20 protein-coding genes are annotated in these 22,319 nt (G+C 54.0%); 8 read left to right on the forward strand and 12 right to left on the reverse strand.

The window, feature by feature from the left end; translation table 11 throughout:
* Positions 1-40: 40 nt before the first annotated feature.
* Both FKW19_RS00680 and FKW19_RS00685 read left to right on the forward strand, forming a co-directional pair.
* A complete protein-coding gene (locus FKW19_RS00680) occupies positions 41-1,363 on the forward strand; it encodes a hemolysin family protein (protein ID WP_006116871.1) in 1,323 nt (440 codons plus the stop codon).
* The gene (locus FKW19_RS00685; RefSeq protein ID WP_089178468.1) at positions 1,360-2,655 is read left to right on the forward strand and encodes a histidine-type phosphatase; all 1,296 of its coding nucleotides are present in this window, start codon (positions 1,360-1,362) and stop codon (positions 2,653-2,655) included. The genes FKW19_RS00680 and FKW19_RS00685 overlap by 4 nt, the downstream gene beginning before the upstream one ends.
* A 48-nt stretch (positions 2,656-2,703) precedes the next feature.
* On the opposite strand, the gene FKW19_RS00690 is transcribed toward FKW19_RS00685, so the two are convergent.
* Entirely contained in the window at positions 2,704-3,570 is an 867-nt protein-coding gene (locus FKW19_RS00690) for a glycosyl transferase (protein ID WP_116100328.1), read from the reverse strand.
* 219 nt (positions 3,571-3,789) lie between these two features.
* Here FKW19_RS00690 and FKW19_RS00695 point away from each other — a divergent pair, with 219 nt between their 5' ends.
* Positions 3,790-4,233 carry a glycine zipper family protein gene (locus FKW19_RS00695; protein ID WP_006116868.1) on the forward strand — a complete coding sequence of 148 codons (444 nt, stop codon included), beginning with the start codon at positions 3,790-3,792 and terminating at the stop codon, positions 4,231-4,233.
* A 104-nt stretch (positions 4,234-4,337) separates the two neighbouring features.
* Here the strand turns inward: FKW19_RS00695 and FKW19_RS00700 are convergent, their stop codons facing one another.
* The 10 genes from FKW19_RS00700 to trpB all read right to left on the reverse strand — a co-directional run bounded on the left by FKW19_RS00700 (position 4,338) and on the right by trpB (position 17,010).
* A complete protein-coding gene (locus FKW19_RS00700) occupies positions 4,338-6,005 on the reverse strand; it encodes an OprO/OprP family phosphate-selective porin (protein WP_063353411.1) in 1,668 nt (555 codons plus the stop codon).
* A gap of 153 nt (positions 6,006-6,158) precedes the next feature.
* On the reverse strand, positions 6,159-7,193 hold the full coding sequence (gene pstS, locus FKW19_RS00705) for a phosphate ABC transporter substrate-binding protein PstS (RefSeq protein WP_082823102.1): 1,035 nt from the start codon (positions 7,191-7,193) through the stop codon (positions 6,159-6,161).
* A gap of 73 nt (positions 7,194-7,266) precedes the next feature.
* Positions 7,267-8,574: a cell wall metabolism sensor histidine kinase WalK gene (locus FKW19_RS00710; RefSeq protein WP_089178467.1), complete on the reverse strand. Its 1,308-nt coding sequence runs from the start codon at positions 8,572-8,574 to the stop codon at positions 7,267-7,269.
* A gap of 18 nt (positions 8,575-8,592) precedes the next feature.
* A complete protein-coding gene (gene phoB / locus FKW19_RS00715; protein ID WP_063353408.1) occupies positions 8,593-9,282 on the reverse strand; it encodes a phosphate regulon transcriptional regulator PhoB in 690 nt (229 codons plus the stop codon).
* A 222-nt stretch (positions 9,283-9,504) separates the two neighbouring features.
* Positions 9,505-10,794: an adenylosuccinate synthase gene (locus FKW19_RS00720; protein WP_006116863.1), complete on the reverse strand. Its 1,290-nt coding sequence runs from the start codon at positions 10,792-10,794 to the stop codon at positions 9,505-9,507.
* A gap of 67 nt (positions 10,795-10,861) precedes the next feature.
* Positions 10,862-12,046: an ATP phosphoribosyltransferase regulatory subunit gene (locus FKW19_RS00725; protein ID WP_006116862.1), complete on the reverse strand. Its 1,185-nt coding sequence runs from the start codon at positions 12,044-12,046 to the stop codon at positions 10,862-10,864.
* 52 nt (positions 12,047-12,098) lie between these two features.
* On the reverse strand, positions 12,099-13,577 hold the full coding sequence (locus FKW19_RS00730; protein WP_089178466.1) for an ATP-binding protein: 1,479 nt from the start codon (positions 13,575-13,577) through the stop codon (positions 12,099-12,101).
* The gene (locus FKW19_RS00735; RefSeq protein ID WP_089178465.1) at positions 13,574-14,827 is read right to left on the reverse strand and encodes a TIGR03862 family flavoprotein; all 1,254 of its coding nucleotides are present in this window, start codon (positions 14,825-14,827) and stop codon (positions 13,574-13,576) included. Before FKW19_RS00735 ends, FKW19_RS00730 begins: the two co-directional genes overlap by 4 nt.
* Positions 14,828-14,860: 33 nt before the next feature.
* The gene (gene trpA, locus FKW19_RS00740) at positions 14,861-15,694 is read right to left on the reverse strand and encodes a tryptophan synthase subunit alpha (protein ID WP_063353407.1); all 834 of its coding nucleotides are present in this window, start codon (positions 15,692-15,694) and stop codon (positions 14,861-14,863) included.
* Positions 15,691-17,010 carry a tryptophan synthase subunit beta gene (gene trpB, locus FKW19_RS00745; protein ID WP_006116859.1) on the reverse strand — a complete coding sequence of 440 codons (1,320 nt, stop codon included), beginning with the start codon at positions 17,008-17,010 and terminating at the stop codon, positions 15,691-15,693. The genes trpA and trpB overlap by 4 nt, the downstream gene beginning before the upstream one ends.
* Positions 17,011-17,198: 188 nt before the next feature.
* Here trpB and FKW19_RS00750 point away from each other — a divergent pair, with 188 nt between their 5' ends.
* The 3 genes from FKW19_RS00750 (at position 17,199) to rho (ending at position 20,458) form a co-directional block, all read left to right on the forward strand.
* Complete coding sequence (locus tag FKW19_RS00750) at positions 17,199-18,389, forward strand: magnesium transporter CorA family protein (protein ID WP_193561037.1); 1,191 nt, start codon at positions 17,199-17,201, stop codon at positions 18,387-18,389.
* Between the two features lies 1 nt (position 18,390).
* Positions 18,391-18,924: a hypothetical protein gene (locus tag FKW19_RS00755; protein ID WP_089178464.1), complete on the forward strand. Its 534-nt coding sequence runs from the start codon at positions 18,391-18,393 to the stop codon at positions 18,922-18,924.
* 235 nt (positions 18,925-19,159) lie between these two features.
* Positions 19,160-20,458 carry a transcription termination factor Rho gene (rho, locus tag FKW19_RS00760; protein ID WP_035351198.1) on the forward strand — a complete coding sequence of 433 codons (1,299 nt, stop codon included), beginning with the start codon at positions 19,160-19,162 and terminating at the stop codon, positions 20,456-20,458.
* Between the two features lie 62 nt (positions 20,459-20,520).
* Here rho and FKW19_RS00765 read toward each other — a convergent pair whose 3' ends face one another.
* Positions 20,521-20,814, reverse strand: coding sequence for a sulfurtransferase TusA family protein (locus FKW19_RS00765; RefSeq protein ID WP_003623789.1), 294 nt, complete (start codon positions 20,812-20,814; stop codon positions 20,521-20,523).
* Positions 20,815-20,973: 159 nt separating this feature from the next.
* Between FKW19_RS00765 and FKW19_RS00770 the strand changes: the two genes are divergently transcribed.
* On the forward strand, positions 20,974-21,462 hold the full coding sequence (locus FKW19_RS00770; RefSeq protein ID WP_006116856.1) for a Fur family transcriptional regulator: 489 nt from the start codon (positions 20,974-20,976) through the stop codon (positions 21,460-21,462).
* Positions 21,459-22,307 carry a GNAT family N-acetyltransferase gene (locus tag FKW19_RS00775; protein WP_035351195.1) on the forward strand — a complete coding sequence of 283 codons (849 nt, stop codon included), beginning with the start codon at positions 21,459-21,461 and terminating at the stop codon, positions 22,305-22,307. The genes FKW19_RS00770 and FKW19_RS00775 overlap by 4 nt, the downstream gene beginning before the upstream one ends.
* The last annotated feature ends 12 nt before the right edge of the window (positions 22,308-22,319 follow it).

Consider the following 22,319-nt stretch of genomic DNA (forward strand, 5'->3'; position numbering starts at 1 on the left):
AAACCACCATTACAGGTTTCACTTTATTTCGGACGTTCTCTTGTTCCTGTTTATTATGGGTCTGCTGACCCTTGTCCTGCTGATTGCTGTCAGCATCCTCATTTCACTTTCCGAGATATCCTTCGCAGCTGCGCGGGAGGTCAGGCTTCGCAGTCGTGCAGAAGCCGGAGATAAACGTGCACAGGCCTTTCTGGCCCTGCGCCGTAACAGCGGACAGGTTATGACTGCCATCCAGATCTGCCTGAACGGTGTGGGGATTCTGGGCGGTATTGCCAGCTCCGAAATGTTCACCCCGCCTGTAACCGAATTTTTAAGCCGCTGGGGTATGTCAGACTGGTGGGCACAAAATCTGGCCTCCACCTTCAGCTTTATTTTTGTAACCGGCGCCTTTGTTCTGTTTGCAGATCTGCTGCCCAAGCGCGTTGCCATGAACAACCCGGACAAAGTAGCCATGGCGGTTGGGTGGTTCCCCCGCGTGGCGCTACGGGTGCTGTATCCGTTTGTGTGGATTTTCTCCAAAATTTCTGATGCCATTTTGCATGCATTGAAAATCCCGGCTGCTTCTGCGGTGGAACCCATAACACCGGAAGACCTGCACGCCATTCTGGCCGCTGGCACGGCATCCGGCGTGCTGCTGCAACAGGAACACCAGATGATTGAGAACGTGCTGGCCCTACAGGCACGTTCCGTTACCTCCGCCATGACACCGCGTGATGAAATTATCTTTCTGGATATTCAGGACACGCCCGAACATAACCACGAGAAGGTACGCACCAATCCTTATTCCCGCTATCCGCTGTGCAACGGCGGATTGGACAAGGTTATTGGCTCCATCCGTGCAGAAGACGTTCTGGCATCTGTGGTGGACCCTTCCATTGCGCCTTCTGGCCGCCCCCACAGCAACCCCATTGCCCGGATGCGGCGTGAAGTTCTCTCTGTTCCCGAAACACTCAACCTTTGGGATACGCTGGCCCAGTTTGATACCCACGGCACCGGCTTTGCCCTGATAGTTAATGAATATGGGCTGGTTGTGGGGCTAATTACCTTTAAAGACATTATGGGCGTGCTGATGGATGGGTTGGCCAGCCCGTTTGAAGAACAAGCCATTGTAAAGCGTGATGAAAACTCGTGGCTGGTAGATGGCGCAGCCCCGATTGGGGATGTTATCCGAGAACTGCATGTGTTGGATTTGCCCGATAGCGAGCAGTTTGACACAATCGGCGGCTTTATTATGCACCGTCTGCGCCGTATGGCCCGTAAGGCAGACCGGGTAGATGCTGCTGGTTTCCGCTTTGAAGTGGTGGATGTGGAAGGGTTCCGTATCAACCAGTTGCTTGTGACACGTATGACCGAGACCTCATGAATTTTTCCTATTTCCGTTCCTCCGCTTTGCTTCTTGCCTGCCTTCTGGGCACTTCACTTTCAGCCTTTTCACCCACAATCGCTATTGCAGAAGCATCCGCTGCACAGGCAAATACCTCTGAGGCGACATTAGAACGGGTTGTGCTGGTTTCCCGCCACGGAATCCGCAGCCCAACAAAACCTTTAGACAAGCTAGAAAAAAAGACCCGCCACACATGGACACCATGGCCTGTGCCCCCTGGTGAGATGACAGCACATGGCCAGTTTGATCTTGGCCTTATGGGGCAATTTTTAAAAAGCTATTACCACATTGCCAGCAGAGATGCTGCGGCCCGTTGCCTGCCAGAACAACCAGCTTTTATATGGGCAGATTCCGCCAGCAGCCGCACGCAGCACAGTGGCGATATTCTGGCTGCTGCATTAAGCGATGGATGCCAGACACAGGCCCGCTCCATGCCTGCCAAAACGCATGATCTGCTGTTTAACGCTTTAGCCGCTAAAAAAACGACACTGGACACAGATGACGTTGAAAAAGCCCTAGATCCAGAACGCATGCCGGATACGCAACTGCCGCCACCTGTGCAATCCGGCGTCCAAACCTTGCAGACTCTGTTCGCCCCTAGCGCATGCACCACGGGCGCAACCCCATGTTTTTTCAAGCATGCACCCCTCTCATGGAAAAAAGGTGCGCCTCATGCAGAAAACGGATTGGCATTAGGTTCTACTGTTTCAGAAGCCCTGTTGCTGGAATATGCGCAGGGGCTCCCTTCTTCCATAACCGCAGCAAATACAGATGCCGTGCATACGCTCAACAGTGTTCTGCCTGTGCATAATTATCAAAGTGCGCGTATGCGCCGCGCCCCTGCCATTGCCATCCCACGTGGCGGCAAACTGGCCCAAGCTATTCTAACACTATTGAATGAACAGCCCCTGACCTTGCCAGATGGCAATGTGCTGCCTACGCAAGCCCGTGTGGTTATGTTTGCCGGGCACGATACCACGTTGGACATGCTGACAACGCTATTTGGGCTGGATTGGACCTTTACAGACCAACCAGACCCCACAGCCCCAGATACAACACTGGCTTTTGAAACATGGAAGCACCCTGATGGACGCAAAGAAATCCGCTTTGCTGTTTTCCATCAATCTCTCGCCCAACTGCGAGATGGCCTGAAGCTAGACAACGTTCCGGGGCAAGGTGCGCCCCTGCCCTTAACCAGCACACTTTGTAACCAACCCAAAAACGAAACCTGCTGGCTGGAAAACTTAAGCCAACACGTGCCACAACATTAACGCAGGATAGCCTATGCATCGGAACACCAGTGCATAGGCCAAAGCGTTTTACTTGATCGGTTTAAGAAACCGAAATAACGAGCGCGTAATTTTGTTACCCTTGTAACGCACCTGCGTTTTTTTGGGTAAAACGCCAAAATGTTCTTTTACCCGATAGGTATCTAGGCTGAACCCGGCTTCCAGTGCTTCCTTATAAAGCTCATCAAACTTCTGTTGCAGATCCGGGCGCGGATGATTGTAAATTGTGCCATCAAACCAGTGTTTGCGGTCTTCACCATTTAATCGCTGCAAAGAATATTTATGGGAAAACTGCGTACCCATATCTGAATAATGCAGGAATTTTAGCGCTTCCAACGGCATGCCATCGCCATCCAGATTGCTAAAGGCGGGATCTAGTGGCTGAATATATTTGGGATGCTTTTCAAAAAACGTTTTCAGCTTTTTATGAGCCGATGCGTCTTTTTTAATTTCCGCTAACGGGGGCAGAAGCTTCATGGCGGCTTCGCAATCCCACATCAGGGTGCCCAGCCGCAAATCTCGCCCTTGGCCAGATGCCAGCATCACCTTGCCTTCTGGAATAGGCAGGTTCCATAGCTTTGCGATATCTGAAAGGGCAAAAATATCAGCATCCATATACAGCGCACGCCCCTTGCCGCCACAATAGGCAGGAATACCCCAACGGAAGCCAGAAAACGGCGTTGGCCATTCCGTCGTGTTCCAGCCTTCTTCCGGCTTAAAGCCAGAATACCAGAAACTCGAAGGATCACGCGTAAGCTGCATGAAAGTAATATCAACCGGCAGACTACTATATTTTGTAATACTATAGTGTAACACCATTAACTGTTCTAGGTCGCAATCGTTTGGATCACATCCAATAAACAGTTTAACTACGGCATTCATTCGTAAGTCTTTCATATTGATTTTTTGTTATTAGAATAAACGTTTGCATAACAGAAAGAGCCAACGTTTCAAACGGAAGTAAGGCTAGTTTATTTTTTAATGACTGCTGAGCTGTTTATCTTGTAAGAAAACTCTGCTTGATCATATTTTCATTCTTTCTTTTCCTTAAAAATGGCATGATTATCTACCATATATACGCATGTATCATGGCTTATATACAAAGGACAAATATACATGAAGCTTCATAAAGCGGCGTTTGCCTTCCTGCCGGCTCTTTTGCTTGCAGCTTGCGCTGAAACACCTATGGGCCCTACCGCACAGGTATTGCCCGGCCCCGGCAAAGATTACGGCACCTTTTTGCAGGAACAAAATTTCTGCCGCTCTCAGGCGGCTGCTGCTGTGCATGGTCAGGCAGGTAGCCAGAATCGGAAGGCCCTCTATGGTGGACTGGCAACCACTGCGCTGGGCGCAGGCTTGGGGGCTGCTGTTGGTGGTGGCACAGGCGCTGGTATTGGTGCAGCCGCAGGTGCTTTGGGTGGGGGCCTTGGTGGCAGTGCTTATTCCAACAGCCAGCAAGGTGGCATTCAGACCCAGTACAACAATGCGTATGTAGCCTGCATGGTTGCCTACAAAAACGTGCTGCCTGCCCCCAATGCTGGTTATATGCCGCAGCAGTAAAAACTACGCTTTATCTTAGCTCACACGCGTTTTGTGGGCTGATAATAGCAAAAAGGGATCGTTCCTTTCGGAATGATCCCTTTTTTAATGGCAGAATATCGGATTTAGAATGCGGCCTGCACACGGGCAGCCACAGAATTCCCATCACGGCCAAGAATGTTATAGGCTTGGCTATTACGCGTTACGATAAAGTGGTTGAAGTCCAGCATCACACGGAAGTGGCGGTTGGGATACCAGTTCACCCCACCAGACCATACCGTTTGGCGGCCACCGCGCACACTGTTTGCCGTATCATCAAAATCAGCCACACTGTAACGGCCAGAAAGTTCCAGCGCGCCCCAGTAACCGTGTGCGGGATCAAATTCGTGTTCCACACCCGGAGCAGAAAACGCGCCTTCTTTTTCATTATACATACGGGGCTTGCCAAACAGCGTATAGTTAGCTGCGCCATAGTAACCTTCAAACGACAGAGATGGCAGAGACTGCCCACCCTGCTGTTGATTGCGCGTCACGCCGATGTGGTAATATTCCCCCTTCAGCACCAGCTTTTTCCAGCGGAAACCCAGTTCCGGCCCAGCAGACCATACGGAGCCGATATTGCGCAGCGCGCCTGTGTTCAGCAGTGCCGTTGTTGTTAGGTTAACTTCCGGGGCTTCTTTAAAGGTATATGTGCGGCCATTGGTGCCATCATTCACCTTGAATGCGCTAATGGCGGAAAGGCCCAGATGCACATCTATGTCTTTAGAAACATAGGGGCGCCCGGCAACACGGAAGGTGCCACCGGTCTGGCTATCACCAATATTGGTATCCTTGGCACGGTTACCAAATGTCTGACCAGTGAAATACCCTGCAATCCACCAGCGTTTTTCATAATGCAAGCCACCAACACTAAAGCGGGCATCGCCTGCGGCAATGTTACGCACGATATCCGTGATGGCAGGACGTTCCATCATTTCGAAATCGTTGGAGCTTTCGGAATCTTCTTCCGTCACACGTGGCTGAAAATAACCTACTGTTAGAATCGTGTTGTGCAGGCCGGTGTAGTTCAGGTTGGCTTCATACAGACCATCCGATCCGTCCGCACTGCCAGACCCGAAATCAGGCGTAATGTTTGCCACCCAATCTTTATACCGGAAGGTGAATGGAATACGCAGGCGGCGTGCATTTTCTGTGAAACTTGAGAAATCACCTTTGGTTTCGCCCCGGCGCGGAGACATGCCCATAAAGCCACCAAAGTCTTCATGAAATGCCAAACCAATAGACAGGCCATAAGCTCCGTCTTCTGATGCAACCGTAAAACGCCCTTTGGGAAAGCCGATGATCATGCCCCCAACGTGCACGTTTTCATCCTTTTGCGTTGCGGCCTTGAAGTCCTTCCAAGATGTCGTCATGCCGCGATCAGAAGGAGGCGTGCCCACACCGTTGTTCAGCAGAATATTTTTGCGTGGTGTTTGTTCACCAAACTTTACGTTAGGATCTACATCGTTATCAGCATATTTTTCCGGGAACTTATACCCATTTTGTGCCGTTGTACGTGTAGCACGACGTGAAGCAGGGCCCCTTTGCCGTGTTTCATTTTGGGCGATCTGAGATTTAAGATGTGTAATCTGCCCCATCATTTCACGCCGCATTTCAGCCATTTCGGCTTTCAATGCACGGATCTGGGCATCATCTGAACTGGAAGCCTCGGCCACTGGGGCAATTCCAGACATCAAAATTGAAGCAAACGCAAAAGATGGAAGAAGCGGTGAACAACGACGCATCATGGCCATTCCAAAACAGAAGAGGAGCGATGCGTGGTGAATAACTTTATTCCAACTTTTTGTGCGTGACGCTTAGATGATGGTTTCATGACAGTTTCATGAAAAAAGCGGCCCGCAAAGGGGCCGCTTTCCATAATAAAATATCTTATTGAAATAAAAAGCTTATTTACCAGCCTGCCATGCAGATTGGATGCTATCTTTAACAGCCTTGGGCAACGGCACGTAATCAAGCTTTGCTGCAATGGAATCACCCTTTGCAAAATCCCAGATAAAGAAGCGCTTTACAGCTTCATCACGCGCGGGATTACGTGCAGGCAGTGGAACCAGAACATACGTGGCAGAAACAATTGGCCATGCCTGCGCGCCAGAAGTGTTCAGCAAATTAACAGAGAAATGCGAAGCATTTTTCCAATCTGCTGCTTCTGCTGCCTGAGAGAAGCTGGCCTGAGAGGCTGCTACAGCCTGACCAGAACTGTTCTTAAGGCGGATGGTGGTAAGGTGGTTACGGCTGGCATAGGCATATTCCACATACCCTACGCCACCTTCCGTATTCTGTACGGTAGCGGCTACGCCATCGTTCCCGCGTGCGCCCAAGCCACCCGGCCAACTGATAGATGTGCCTGCACCGTATTGATCATGCCAATTTTTGGAAGACTGATCGAGGTAGGATGTGAACACAAATGTTGTGCCAGACCCATCTGCACGATGGATAGGCGCTACTGCCGTATCTGGCAGAGAAACACCGGGGTTAAGTGCTGCAATTTTTGGATCATTCCAACTGGTGATATCACCAGAGTAGATGGCGGCCAGCACATCACCACTCAGCACCAACACATCTGCCTTAATGCCCGGAATGTTCACAACCGGCACAATCCCGCCCATAACAGTGGGGAACTGAAAAAGATGGGCGCTTTCCAGCTTTTTGGCATCCATAGGCGCATCAGATGCCCCAAAATCTACCGTGCCTGCCAAAATCTGGTTCTGCCCAGCGCTGGAACCTACAGTCTGATAATTTACATTAACACCTGTATCTGCTTTGGCGGCAGAGGCCCAAGCCTCATAAATCGGGGCAGCAAAACTGGACCCCGCACCAGTTACACTTTGTGCGTGAGAAAAAGAGGGTACAGCTGCCAGCAAGCAGGCAACCGCAGCAGCACAGGTTTCAGACCGAAAAGAAAAACGCATTTTGGGGAGCATCCCTAAGCATCAACACATAACGGCACCAGTACATGCCGCTTTTGCTTCGTAAGGGAGTGAATGCAAAAATGGGTTACGGCTGCAAGACAGTTTGGTGACAGTTTAATGAAGGATCAGCCACCCATGGCAAAAGCGGTAGCCAGATATGGCAGGATGTGCCCTGGCCCACTGCGCTTTCCACCACAAACCGTCCCCCATGCCGGGTGACAATATGCTGCACAATAGCAAGCCCCAACCCACTGCCCTGCACAGCGGCCGCAGTTTTAGCCACGCGGTAAAACCGTTCTGTTAAGCGTGCCAGATGTCGGGCCGGAATACCGGGGCCGTTATCCGTTACACTCAGCACAATACCCGCAGTGCTCGGCCAACGTTGATCTTCCTCTGCCTGATGGCAGGCTATGGTAATAGATACAAGTTTACCGGACTTTGTTTTTTCTGAAACAAGGCTATATTTTATAGCATTTTCAACAAGATTAACCACAACCTGTAAAAGCTGCGTTTCATCCCCTGCAACCTGCCAGCTCTTGTTTTCTGGCGGCTGTACATCAACCTTAACCGGCAAACCGGCAGACAGAAGATCTCCTTCTGTCTGGCATTGCTCAAACAGATCAGCCAGACACACTGCTTCACGCGGTTTTTGGTGTTCCTGCATTTGCACGCGGGAAAGATAAAGCAAGCTGTTCAGCAGGTTTTGCATCCGCTTGGCCTGCTGAGACATAATTTCCAAAAACTCTTTTTGCGCTAATGGATCATCTGCAGCTGGCCCCTGCAAAGTTTCTATAAACCCCAGCAAAGCTGCCAAAGGTGTGCGTAGCTCGTGGCTGGCAAATGCCACAAAATCCGTATGCTGACGTTCCGCAACAACAGCATCTGTTTCATCATGCAGATCAACAAACACCAATGTTGTTTGTGCATTGGGTGCTGTGTTTTCCCTGCGCATACTTATTGGCAACAACTCTGCTGGCAGGCTTTGTTTTTGCAAAACAGCCTGAACCACTCGCAACCGTGGAATATCCAGAATAACACGCACACGGCCCGATGGTGTGTTTCCTACCTTTTGCGCAAGCACCACATCCAGCTTGGCCTGAAACGCCGGATGGCGGACTATACTGCCAAGGTCTCCATCAAACTGCTGTTCAGCCATTTTGGAAACCACACACAACCCGCGTGTTTCATTTATTACCAACATGGCAGCAGGCAGGCAGGCCATAACCTGTTCTAGACAGGGTTGAGAAACTTCCTTACTAGGGCTACGCCGTGCAAGAACAGGCACATGGCTTGCAGAAGCACGCATACGCCCAAGCACCATGCCACCCAAAGTTGCCATGGCTGCACCAGCTATGGCCCCCTCCCCCATTATCAGCCATGCCTGTGCAACCATGCCGAAAATTTACCCTGCTTAGCCTTGTGGCAGATCCAACGCATACCCTCTGGCTCGCACTGTACGGATAAGATCTTGCTCATCTCCTTCATTCAGGGTTTGCCGCAAGCGACGAATATGCACATCTACCGTACGCAATTCTACAAAAGAGCTGCGTTCCCAAGCATGTTTCAAAAGTTCCTCGCGCGAGAAAACTTTACCTGGGTTAAGCATAAAAAATTCCAGCAACCGATATTCTGTTGGCCCTAACGCCAGCAAGCGTCCGCCACGTTCCACCTTGTGGCTCACCCGATCCATCACCAGTGTATCAAATCGTAATGTTTTATCTGCTGGTGGCAGGCGGCGCAGCATGGCTTTTACACGCGCAAACAATGCCTCCATGCTAAAAGGCTTTACAAGATAATCATCCGCCCCAGTATCTAAGCCGCGGATCGTATCTGTTTCTTCTCCACGTGCGCTGAGCATCACAATCGGAAGCGTCGCTGTTTTGGGCTGTCCCCGTAGCTGGCGGCACACTTCTAAGCCGGAAATACCCGGCAGCATCCAGTCCAGCAACAACAGATCAGGGCGTTTTTGGCGCACTTCTTCAAGCGCTGCCTCACCATCCCCTACAACACGGACTGCGTATCCCTGTTTTTCAAGATTGTAGCCGATAAGCCGGGAGAGTGCCGGATCATCCTCAACCACCAGAAGATCTGCCTTATTCATGCTTTCCCTGCTTTTTGTAACATGATTGAAAGATAGGGGGTTCTCACAGCAAAAAACAACGTCCCACCACCTCGCAAGAAAGGGATTATGTGTGAAAACCGCTTATATATCGGGCAAAAAGTACCCGTATGAAAGTTTTGTGAAACCCTCATAAAGTTGCAACAAAAAAAGGCCTTCCCTTATGGAGAAGGCCCTTTTGTTACAAATATTCTGGCAACTAGATCAATCTTCAAACGGATCACGCATCAGAATAGTATCATCCCGATCTGGGCTCGTGGAAAGCAGGGTAACAGGCGCACCCACCAACTCTTCAATCCGGCGCACGTATTTAATGGCCTGCGCTGGCAAGTCTGCCCAGCGGCGTGCACCGTGGGTGGTTTCCTTCCAACCTTCCAGAGTTTCATACACCGGCCGCACACGCTGCTGCGCTGCTGGTGCAGACGGGAAGCGTTCGACCTTCTGCCCGTCCAGCTCATACCCAACGCAAACCCGGATTTCATCCAGACCGTCCAGCACGTCCAGCTTGGTAAGTGCCAAACCATTTATACCGCCAACGCGCACAGCATGACGCACCAGCACGGAATCAAACCAGCCACAACGGCGTGCACGGCCCGTGTTGGTGCCAAATTCATGCCCGCGCTCACCAAGGCGACGGCCTGTTTCATCATGCAGTTCTGTGGGGAACGGGCCTTCACCCACACGGGTGCAGTAAGCCTTGGCAATACCCAGCACAAAACCCGCGGCCGTTGGGCCCATGCCAGAACCCGTACCTGCATTGGCAGCCACAGTGTTGGAGCTGGTAACAAACGGATAGGTGCCGTGGTCCACATCCAGCATCACGGCCTGCGCACCTTCAAACAGAATACGGCGGCCCGCACGGCGGGCATCATCCAGAATATCCCAAGTGGGGGCCATATAAGGCAGCACTTTAGGGGCAATATCTGTCAGGAACGTAAGAAGTTCTTCCTTGGTGAATACAGGTGCACCCAGCCCTGCCAGCAGGGTGTTATGGTGCAACAGCAGTTCATCCAGCTTCCAATCCAGCGTTTCCGGCTCGGCCAGATCACACAGACGAATAGCACGGCGGGCCACTTTATCTTCATACGCGGGGCCGATGCCACGGCCTGTGGTGCCAATTTTACGATCACCCCGCGCAGCCTCACGCGCACGATCCAGCGCACCATGCACAGGCAGAATCAGCGGTGCATTTTCTGCAATCTTGAGCGTATCGGGCGTAACTTCCAGCCCCTGTTCCTGAATACGGCCAATTTCCGCCAGCAGCGCCTGCGGGTCCACCACCACGCCGTTGCCGATAATGCCCAGCTTGTTGTTCACCACGCCAGAAGGCAGCAGAGAAAGCTTGTAAACCTGATTGCCCACAACCAGCGTATGTCCGGCATTGTGCCCACCCTGAAAGCGCACAACAATATCGGCCCGGCTAGCAAGCCAATCTACAATTTTGCCTTTGCCTTCATCACCCCACTGGGCGCCAATCACGGTTACGTTGGACATGGATGGTGTGCTCCTGAAAGAATCTTGCCGCTAACTGAAAGAGAAAAAGCCCCTTCCGGGGGAAAAATCATGACAAGGCCGTGCAAACGGTGCCACGCAACACATGGGTGCAACCCAAACGGCGTGCTTCAATCTCTGGCTCTACGGTGAGAGAAGATGCCGCCAGCGTGGCGTAACCCTGCGTGCGCAGGCGTGCGGCCTCCCGCTTATCTGCCCCCGGCGCCACATAAACACGTGGGCGGGCAGGTGTAGGCGGAATCATGCGGAACAGCACATCTGGCCGCAATGTCAGCCCACATGCGGGTTCATTATCATTACACAGGTAACGGCCACCACGCCCCAGCTCTTCCGAGCGGCCAACGGCAAACAGCGTGACACACACGCCGGTGTGGTATTTCCAGCCCCGAAACTCTACCGGATCTACCGTCATGCGCAGATTGGGGCACTGCTCACGCAGGGCGGCCACGGTATCTACCAAACGGTCCAGAACAGCACGGGCCTTGGGCGGCAAGGTAATTTCAATCAGCCGGGCCACCGCATGTTCTGCCAGCCCGGTTGCTTCCAGCAATGCAATAAGCGTGCTTGCCAGTGGGCCACCCTGTTCGGCCACGGCAGCGGAATCCTTACGATCCAGCGCACGCATAAGGGCGGCGCGCTGCGCTTCGGGCACGTTACCTTCTTCCAGCAATGCTGGAATAAATGGCGGCATGGTGAGATCGAAGGAAACATCCTTCACACCCAGACGCTCAAGCGCTTCCGCCCCAACAGACATAACCTCCGCATCCGCTTCTGGCGAATCGGGGCCTATCAGTTCGATACCCGTCTGCATAATCTGGCGGCTGCTTTCTTCCGCAGCCACGGGGGACACCACAACACACACACCGGCGTAAGAAACACGCAGCGGACGTGGCGTGCTAGCCACACGGGTTGCTGCCATACGGGCCACCTGCGGCGTAATATCGGGGCGCAGCACCATCATGCGGCGAGTATCCGGGTCCATCACCCGGAAACTCTGTTCCGCAAGGGCCGCACCAGCACCCGCCAGATACGTGTCCTCAAACTCTATAAGAGGAGGCCGCACGCGGTCGTATCCGTGGGATGCAAACACGTCCATAAGCGTGGCAACGCCTTCTGCCTCGGTTCGGGCATCGGGCGTTAAAAAATCTACAAAGCCTGCGGGCAGCAGCGCCGGGCTAAAAGGCGGGTCTTCCGTCATGCTTCGGGCTATAGCACTGCATGGCGTGCCCGTCATGCCCGCAAAGGGGCACTTTTTACGCTATATGCGTCTAACAGGTGTGGTTTTTTCAGCCATCTGCGTTGCCGGGCAGCGTTTCCCACCCTGTGCCGATAAAAGTAAGCACACGGCGGCCCATACCATCTGCACGCAATACAATCAGATTCTGGTCTTCTAACCACCCTAGCAGACGGCGCGCACGCCCCTTTGAAACCGTGCCGTACACTCGCGCAATAGCGGCATCAGATGGACATGGCAGCCGATCCAAGGCGGCACGTGCCAGAAAAAGCCCCACGGCCTGAAGGTCTTCCGGCAAAGTGGAGGCCAAAGCTTCGGCCTCCTGCCATTCGGGCTGCGTGGATGTTTCTTCATCCACACCGCTGCGAGCTGTGGCCAAAGCCCGGTTAAAGCGCCGCATATCCAGCGCATTCCGCCCCAATCCGGCAATCCGGCACCGTACCAGAAAATCCTGATACAAAACGGGTGCTGGTCGAAAAGCAGCTTCTTCATCTTCCATCATGTCACGCAGAATGGCGCGCATGCGGGCTTCACGCTCGGTTTGGGTTTCAGATGTTTCTTCGGGGGCTTCCTGTTCAGCTTGAGCGGCCTGTGCCTCACCATGTGCAGCAAGTTGAGTTAGCAGATCAGGCGGTGGCGGTGCAGGCGCTTTGCGTGGGCGAACAGGCATATCCTGCACAGGCACGGGGGCCAGGATAAGATCATGCACAGGCGCTGGTGGCGGCTCAAATGGCGTAAGCACCGGCCCGGCAGAGCGGCTTTCTGTTTCTACTGTGCCAATACGCACCGGCACTGGCCTGCGGCACAAGGCTGGGCCAAGTGCTACAAAAGTGCCGCGTGCTAAATCTCGGAACGATTCGGCCTGCCTGCGCTCCATCCCCAGCAAATCTGCCGCGCGGGACATATCAATATCCAGAAATGTGCGGCCCATCAGAAAGTTGGAGGCTTCTGCAGCCACATTTTTGGCCAGCTTGGCCAAACGCTGCGTGGCAATAACCCCGGCCAAACCACGTTTACGACCACGGCACATCAAGTTTGTCATGGCGCCAAGGGATGCACGCCGGGCTTCGTCCGAAACTTCACCTGCGGCTGCTGGGGCAAAAAGCTGCGCTTCATCCACCACCACCAGCACCGGATACCAGTATTGGCGCGGCACCTCGAACATGCCGCCCAAAAATGCAGCAGCCCAACGCATTTGCTGGTCTGCATCCAGACCTTCCAGATTCAGCACAACCGAAGCACGGTGCATACGCATGCGTTCACCCGCCGCATGTAGCGCCATTTCGGAATGGTCTGCGCCATCAATCACCAGATGGCCGAATTTTTCCGCAAGGCTGACAAAATCTCCCTCCGGGTCAATAATCGCCTGCTGCACCATGCGGGCGGATTGCTCCAGCAACCGCCGCAGCAGGTGTGATTTACCAGACCCAGAATTACCCTGCACCAGTAGGCGCGTGGCCAGAAGTTCGGCCAAATCCAATTGTGCCGGGCCACCCCCCGGCACTTCACCCATTATGATCATGCTGCTCATGGCTGGAGGGGATACCGCTTAGCCCCTGTATCCTGCAACCATGCCTGTAGGCCCTTTGCTGCCGCGCGCGCCGTGGCAAGGCAGGCATGCAGCAGATAGCCGCCTGTTGGGGCCTCCCAATCCAGCATCTCCCCCGCCACAAACACACCGGGCACTGCACGCAGCATAAAGCCATCTGTGCAGGAATCGGACGTAATCCCACCAGCAGTGGAAATGGCACGGGCAAGCGGTTGTGGAGCGCTCAACACTACGGGCACAGCTTTTAACCGCGCAGCCAAGACTTGAGGTGAGGAAGGAATATCCTGCCCACCTTCACGCAGCAATGCGACAGCAACAGGCGGTAAGCGCAATGCCTTGCGTAATTTATTAGAGAGGCTCTCTCGCGGGCGGGTAGCGGCCAAACGGCGGGCTACTTCCTGCTCTGGCATATCCGGGCGCAAATCTACCATCACGGTCACCACACCATCTTCGGCAATGGCAGCCCGAATAGGAGCAGACAGTGCGTAAATCGCGCCGCCTTCCAGCCCATTAGCAGTTACCATCACTTCACCCTGCACGCGGTGCCCTGCAAAGCTGAGTGCCACAGGTTTAAGCGGCACGCCTGCAAAACGCTCCCGGAACAGATCAGACCATACTGTCTCAAACCCACAATTTGCGGGCTGTAAGGGCGCTATGTTCACACCCTGCTGCGCCAGAACTGGCACCCAGCCTCCTGCACTGCCCAAACGCGGCCAGCTTGCCCCACCTAGCGCCAGTAATGTGGCATCTGCCTGCATGGGGTGCGGTACATCCAGCCCTGCACGCTGCACAAGCAGGTGGCCGTGCTCATCCCATCCTTTCCATGCGGTGCGGGTGTGAAAAACAACGCCAAGCGCCTGCAACCGCGCCAACCATGCACGCAGCAACGGGGATGCTTTCATGGCCGAAGGAAACACACGGCCAGAAGACCCCGTAAAGTGGGCTTGCCCAAGCCCTTCCATCCAGTGCTGGATGTCCTGCGTGGTCCATGCATCCAATGCCGGGCGCAACCATGATTGCGCCACACCATAACGCCGCATCAAGGCCTCATGCGGTTCGGAATGCGTGATGTTTAACCCACCCCGCCCTGCCATAAGAAACTTGCGGCCAACACTGGGCATGCGCTCCAGCACCTGCACGCTGTAACCGGCCTGTGCCAGATACTCCGCAGCAGCCAACCCCGCAGGGCCAGCCCCAACAATAACAATATGAGCGGCTGAAGCGTGTGTCATGGACAAGATATTACTGGAATCGGAAAAACGGAATCATACCGCCTTTCCGCCAGCGTTGCGCACGGCTTTTGCCAGATCTTCAATCTGCGCCAACACGCGTGGCAAAGTTTCCGCCGTAGCGCGCCCTTTGTCATCCAACGTATCTGCCAAGGTGGATAGCAAGGCCGAGGCCACAACAGCACCATCTGCAATGCTGGAAGCGTTGGCAGCCTGCTGCGGCGTACGCACACCAAACCCAATGGCGATGGGCAGCTTTGTTACCTTACGCAGGCGCGGAATGGCTTCTTCCAGATCATGCGTGGTAGCGGAACGTGTGCCCGTAATGCCCGTAATGCTCACGTAATACACAAACCCAGAAGCATGAGAGAGCACATAAGGCAGGCGCTTATCCGATGTGGTGGGTGCCACAAGCCGGATGATATCCAACCCGTTTGCCTTGGCAAATGGTGCTAGCACATCGGCTTCCTCTGGCGGCAGATCCACCAGAATCAGGCCGTCCACGCCAGCGCCAGCAGCATCACGGCAAAAGCGTTCATATCCGTAGGATTCTACCGGGTTCAAATACCCCATAAGGATAATGGGGGTTTTGTTATCCTGCTGACGAAAATCCGTTACCATATCCAACACGCCTGCCAGCGTGGCCCCGGCCTTAAGGCCACGACGAGCAGCAGCCTGAATAACGGGGCCATCGGCGGAAGGATCTGAAAAAGGCATGCCAATTTCAATCAGGTCTGCGCCAGCAGCGGGCATTTTCCGCAGCAGTTCGAGCGATGTATCCCAATCCGGATCATACGCTTCCAGATACGGGATAAGCGCACCGCGGCCTTCCGCGGCAAGTGCTTTAAAACGGGCTGCTATACGGCTCACAGCTTGACCCCCAGATGTTCGGCAACAGTGAAAATATCTTTATCACCCCGCCCAGAAAGGTTGACCACCAGCAGGGTATCCTTGGAAAGGGTGGGCGCAATTTTGGCGGCATAAGCCACGGCATGGGCAGATTCTAGCGCGGGAATAATGCCTTCCATACGTGTGCAAAACTGGAAGGCATCCAGCGCCTCATTATCCGTAATGCCTACGTATTCTGCGCGGCCAATATCATGCAGCCATGAATGTTCCGGCCCCACACCGGGATAATCAAGCCCAGCACTGATGGAATGCGCTTCCTCAATCTGGCCATCTGCGTTCTGAAGCAGGTATGTGCGGTTGCCATGCAGCACACCGGGGCGTCCGCGCTCAATAGAAGCGGCGGTTTTGCCGCTATCCAGACCGTGGCCTGCGGCTTCCACACCGATCAGACGAACCGATTTATCATCTAGAAACGGGTAGAAAATGCCCATAGCGTTAGAGCCGCCGCCAATAGCGGCCACCACAACATCTGGCAGACGGCCTTCAGCGGCCTTCATCTGAGCTTTGGTTTCCGTGCCGATTACGCTCTGGAAATCACGCACCATAGCTGGGTATGGGTGTGGGCCTGCCACCGTGCCAATAAGCATGTAGGTATCAGCAATGTTGGCCACCCAATCCCGCATGGCCTCATTCATGGCGTCTTTCAGCGTGCCTGCGCCAGAGGTAACGGGCACGACCTCCGCACCTAGCAAACGCATCCGGAACACGTTGGGCTTTTGCCGCTCTACATCGGTAGCACCCATGTAGATCACGCATTTCAGGCCGAACAGGGCGCATACGGTTGCCGTGGCCACACCATGCTGGCCGGCCCCGGTTTCCGCCACAATACGGGTGCGGCCCATACGCCGGGCCAGCAGAATCTGCCCCATAACGTTATTGAGCTTGTGGGAACCCGTATGGTTGAGTTCTTCACGCTTAAGAAAAATTTTAGCGCCACCCAGTTCTTCTGTCATGCGCTGGGCAAACCAGAGCGGGCTGGGGCGACCGACATAATCTTTCAGATAATAATCCAGCTCCTTCCGGAAAGCCGGATCAGCCTTGGCAGCTTTATAGGCTTCATCCAGTTCCAGAATGAGAGGCATAAGGGTTTCCGCCACAAAGCGCCCCCCATGACGCCCACCAAAATGCCCCCGCTCATCCGGCTGGTGCCGGAGGGAATTGCTCTGCACCGCTGCCGTGCCGTGTTCCTTCGGATCTGCCATTTCTGGTCTGCCGCTCCCATACCGCGTGAAAAACCGCGCCTGCCAGACATGCAAAAGTCTGGCATCGCCTGTCATAACGAAGCCGCAGGCTTACCAGATACCGCAAGGCGTTGCACAGCCCTGCAACCACGTAACCTTGCCAGAAACACGTAGAAGGCCGCATAATTTGTAACAGTTGAATATTTGCAGCCCATATCGCCACCTGACATTCTGTGTTCAGAAAACAGTGGCCCTGCCTGCCTTCGGTAGCGCGCGCACACAAAATGGAGAATCGCATGTTCCTGGCCCACCGGCCTGGTATGCCCGCACGGGCTATTGAGACCGCAGCCGACGCCGCCGATGCCGTATGGCTGGATCTTCTGGACCCCACCCCGCAGGAACAGGCCCTGGCAACCCAATTATGTGGCCAGCCCATTCCCACGCTGGATGATCTGAACGAAATTGAAAGTTCATCCCGCATTAGCGTACGCGATGGAGCGGCTTTTCTTTCCTCGCCTTTATTGCAGAAAACCGGCCCGGAATTTCAGACAACACCTGTCGGCTTTATTCTGACGCAAAACCGGCTGTTCACCATCCGCTTTCAGTCCTACCAGTCTTTTGAAACCGTGGCGTTGCTTGTGGCGGATCATGCGCAGGTTATGCCTGCCCCCCATGCCATTCCCACCCCAGAAACACCGGCCCCCACACCCGCATCCACCACAGCGCCCTCTGCCCCACTCCACACCCAGCATGATACCATGCTGCATGCGGGGGAAATTCTGGTGGCGCTGATTGAAACCATTGTAGACCGGCTGGCCGATATTCTGGAAAGCGTGGGAGACCTGCTGGATACTCTTTCGCACGATATTTTCCGCACCCGTCCATCCGGCCAAGCCATGCGCAACATTGCATCATGGCAGCGTGACTTACTCCAGCGCGTGGGCAGTTCGGGCAATCTGTGTTCACGTATGCGCGATACGCTTTTGGGCATGGAGCGCATTGCCCTGTTTTTGAGCGAAAGCCGCAAAACAGCCAGCGCCATCCCCACCCCCGGATACATGCTAAGCACGCGCCACATCACCACGGATTCCGTACCGCAAGAAGGGGAAAGCAATACTGCCGCAGCCTATGCGCTTTCCAGCCCGCTGCGGATGCGCATTACCACAGTAAGCCGAGACCTTTCCTCGCTAGATGCCTATGTTTCCCAGGCGCAGGACAAGGTGGAATTTCTGCTGGATGCCACGTTGGGCTTTATTAACATTGAACAGAACGGGGTCATGAAGGTGCTGACAGTTGTCAGCTTTATTGGGGTAGCCCCTACTTTGATTGCTGGTATCTATGGTATGAACTTCAAGAACATGCCTGAACTGAACTGGTCTTTCGGTTACTGGTATTCACTCGGGCTTATGGCCTCCACCATTGTATTGCCCCTGCTGTGGTTCTGGAAAAAAGGCTGGCTGGGAGGGATCAAGTAAAATGCATCAGCTCTGGAAAACGGCTTTTTTCTGCGCCTCTCTTATCGGTAGCATGTCTATGGCACAGGCTGCATCTTCCACACCCACACAGGCCCCGCCACCTAATGGGTATCAGGCGTTTTTTGACCATCTGAGCACCGAACCCTTACGCTATGCCGCCGTATCTTCACGCAATGGCAAACGGTTGCTTGTTGGGCTCCATCCTTCCACGGCAGGCCATGTAGCGGGGGAGCTGATGCTGCTGGATGGCACCATGCGCCCGCTGTTAAGTGCGGATGTGGAAGGCACAGCGCCTGATCTGCAAAGCGGGCAAACCGGCATGTGCCAACTTACCACCACCCTAAAGGAAGACAGCCTGCACCTGAATGGCCCGTGCTCACAAAATCAGATTTCCGGTGGGCTTACACGCACCATGCACCCTTCCCAGCTATGGTCTCAGGTCAACAGTTTTATTTCCCCCGATATGTCGGTTTCCACTGTGTGGCTGACCCGTGCCGGGTGGAATGCAGCCATTACCCCTGCGCCAACGCCATGAAGCTCACACCACAAGGTTATTGACGATACATCTGGCCGCCGTTATTATGCGGCCCCAATAGTACTGGCTGACTTCACCTGCCCAGTGCATCCTCCCTTTAGTCTGGATTATTCTGCCCCGGCATCACCTTCCAGCAAGGTGCCTATTTGCCGCAGCCGCGCGCTTCCGGCAGCCGATGGCATGAGAAATCCTGACATATTCCTTATGAACTTTTGCCAGTCAGGGCATTTCCTAGATGCATCTTGCGGAACTCAAGGCCAAATCCCCAGCGGATCTTCTGGCCTGCGCTGAAGACCTGAATATTGAAAACGCGTCATCCCTGCGCAAGCAGGACATGATGTTTGCCATCCTGAAGGCGCTGGCCGATAACGACCAAGCGATCTACGGCGAAGGCACGCTTGAAATCATGCACGACGGGTTTGGTTACCTGCGTTCCCCCGAATCAAACTACCTTCCCGGCCCGGATGATATTTATATCTCCCCCACACAGGTGCGCCGCTTTGCCCTGCGCACAGGTGATACGGTAGAGGGCCAGATTCGCGCCCCGCGTGATGGTGAACGCTACTTCTCCATGCTCAAGATCAACACGATCAACTTTGAGCCACCGGATGCTGTGCGCCACCGAATCAACTTTGATAACCTGACCCCACTTTACCCTGAACGTCGCCTTCAGATGGAAGTGGAAAGCCAGGCAACAGCCCCGGAACCCAAATCCGAAAAAGGCAAGAAAAGCGCGCAAAAAGACTTTACCCCGCGCGTTATTGATCTTGTTTCCCCCATTGGTATGGGCCAGCGCGCCCTTATTGTGGCCCCGCCTCGCTCGGGCAAAACGGTTATGCTGCAAAGCATTGCCTCTTCCATCAGCGCCAACCATCCGGAAGTTTTCCTGATCGTTCTGCTGATTGATGAACGCCCAGAAGAAGTTACGGACATGGCGCGCTCTGTGCGCGGTGAAGTGATTGCCTCCACCTTTGATGAGCCCGCACACCGCCACGTGCAGGTAACGGAAATGGTGCTGGAAAAAGCCAAGCGCCTTGTTGAACACAAGCGCGATGTGGTGATCCTGCTGGATTCCATTACCCGTCTGGCACGCGCCTACAACACCGTTGTGCCCTCATCCGGCAAGGTGCTGACCGGGGGTGTGGATGCCAACGCCCTGCAACGGCCTAAGCGCTTTTTTGGTGCCGCCCGTAATATTGAAGAAGGTGGTTCCCTTACCATTATCGCCACGGCGCTGATTGATACCGGCAGCCGCATGGACGAAGTGATCTTTGAAGAATTCAAAGGCACGGGCAACTCGGAACTGGTGCTGGATCGTAAGCTGGCAGACAAGCGTACCTTCCCGGCAATCGACATCACCAAAAGCGGCACCCGTAAGGAAGAACTGCTGGTGGATCGGGCTACACTGTCCAAAATGTGGGTTCTGCGCCGCATTCTGGCCCCTATGGGCACGATGGACGCCATGGACTTCCTGCTGGACAAGCTGAAATACAGCAAAACCAACAATGACTTCTTTGAAGCCATGAACAACTGACCGGGCAGGCTTTTCTCGCCTTTCTTTCCGTCAGTTCATTTCTACAGAGCGCCTGCTTCGGATTACGAAGCAGGCGTTTCCTGTTTTTTGCGCAACGTGAGCACCACACTGCCATCGGGCTGCGGCACATCGGACAAAATGGTATGCCCAAGCGCCCGAGCAGACCGGCTGATGTTCTTTAGCGGCTCTTCCCCCTTCAGGCGCACAGCCAACAAACCACCCGGTGGCAGGCCATCCAGCGCCAGACGCGTGCGCACAAATGTCATGGGGCATTTTTCCGTTGTAATATCCAAAACGGCAATGCGTGGCTCTTCCTGCACGTTAAAATCAGGCACGTATGCAGCAGAACGGGTCATTCAGAAACTCCATAAAAGGGCGAAAAATGTAAGCTCATCTGCAAAAGATAGGGGCCTGCATCGCATAAAAAAACTGCCAGCGAGTGTAAAATTGGACAAACCCTATCACTTTCGGCTACCTGAAACCTGAAACACAAATTGTAACTCAAAGCAGGATTTGTGATCTTGAAGGCACAGTCGGCAGAATCGCGGATCGAGCAGCTGTGTGTTGAACACGGCCTGAAAATGACCGGACAGCGGCGCGTGATTGCGCGTGTTCTGTCTGAAGCAGACGACCACCCTGATGTGGAAGAGCTGTACCGCCGTGCCTTGACACTGGATTCCCGCATTTCAGTGGCCACGGTGTATCGCACCGTAAGGCTTCTGGAAGAAAAAGGTATTCTGGAACGCCGAGACTTCGGCGGTGGGCGCGCACGGTATGAAGCAACGGAAAATGGGCGGCACCATTATCATCTGATAGACGTGGATAATGGGAAAGTCATAGAGTTTGAAGATCCCGAACATGAAGCTTTGATGAAAAAAGTGGCTGATCGGTTGGGCTTTGAATTTGTTTCCATGCGGCTTGAGCTATTCGGCCGCAAAAAATCCGCTGCAAAGCCGGGCACCAAAACATCCTCTCGTGCCCGCCAGAAAGGAAATGCTGCATGAGTGCAACGCGCAATAACGGAGGGGGACTTTCTGCGCTGGATCTGGAACGCAAAGGCTTTCCCGAACTGCGTGGTGGCACCCTGAGCGTACGCATTGCAGAAACAGAGGCCGAGCTGGAAGCAGCCCAAGCCCTGCGCTACCGCGTTTTTTATGAAGAAATGGGGGCCCGCCCAGAAGGCGAAACCCTACGCCTTAAACGCGATATTGATGAATTTGATAATGTGGCAGACCATCTGTTGGTGATTGACCACTCCATTGCCTCGGACGCACGAGGCGTGGTGGGCACATACCGGCTGGTGCAAAGTGACGCTGCAAAAAAAATCGGGCGTTTTTATTCCTCCAGCGAATATGACATTACGCCCTTAAAGGAATTCCCCGGAAAATTGCTGGAAGTGGGCCGATCCTGCGTAGATAAAAACTACCGTGGGCGCACAGCCATGCAACTGCTGTGGCGGGGCATTGCCTCCTACATTTTCCTGCATCAGATTGATCTGCTGTTTGGTTGCGCCAGCTTGCCGGGTACGGACCCGGACAAAATGGCCAATGAGCTTACCTACCTGTACCACAACCATCTGGCCCCTCCGGCCCTGCGTGTGCGGGCTTTGCCAGATCGGAAGGTGGAAATGCTGCGCACAGACCCGCACAGCCTAAACCTGCGCCGATGCCTGGCTGGCCTACCGCCACTTATTAAAGGCTATCTGCGGCTAGGTGGTTATGTAGGGGATGGCGCGGTGGTGGACCCGCAGTTCAACACTACGGATGTGGCCATTCTGGTCAAAAGTGAGCTACTGGCAGATAAATATTACAGGCACTACGAGCGCCGCCTGCGCGATGCTCTGGACTGATAACGGACAGCT

Source organism: Acetobacter sp. DmW_125128, from assembly GCF_008704325.1.
Taxonomy (GTDB): Bacteria; Pseudomonadota; Alphaproteobacteria; order Acetobacterales; family Acetobacteraceae; genus Acetobacter; species Acetobacter oryzifermentans.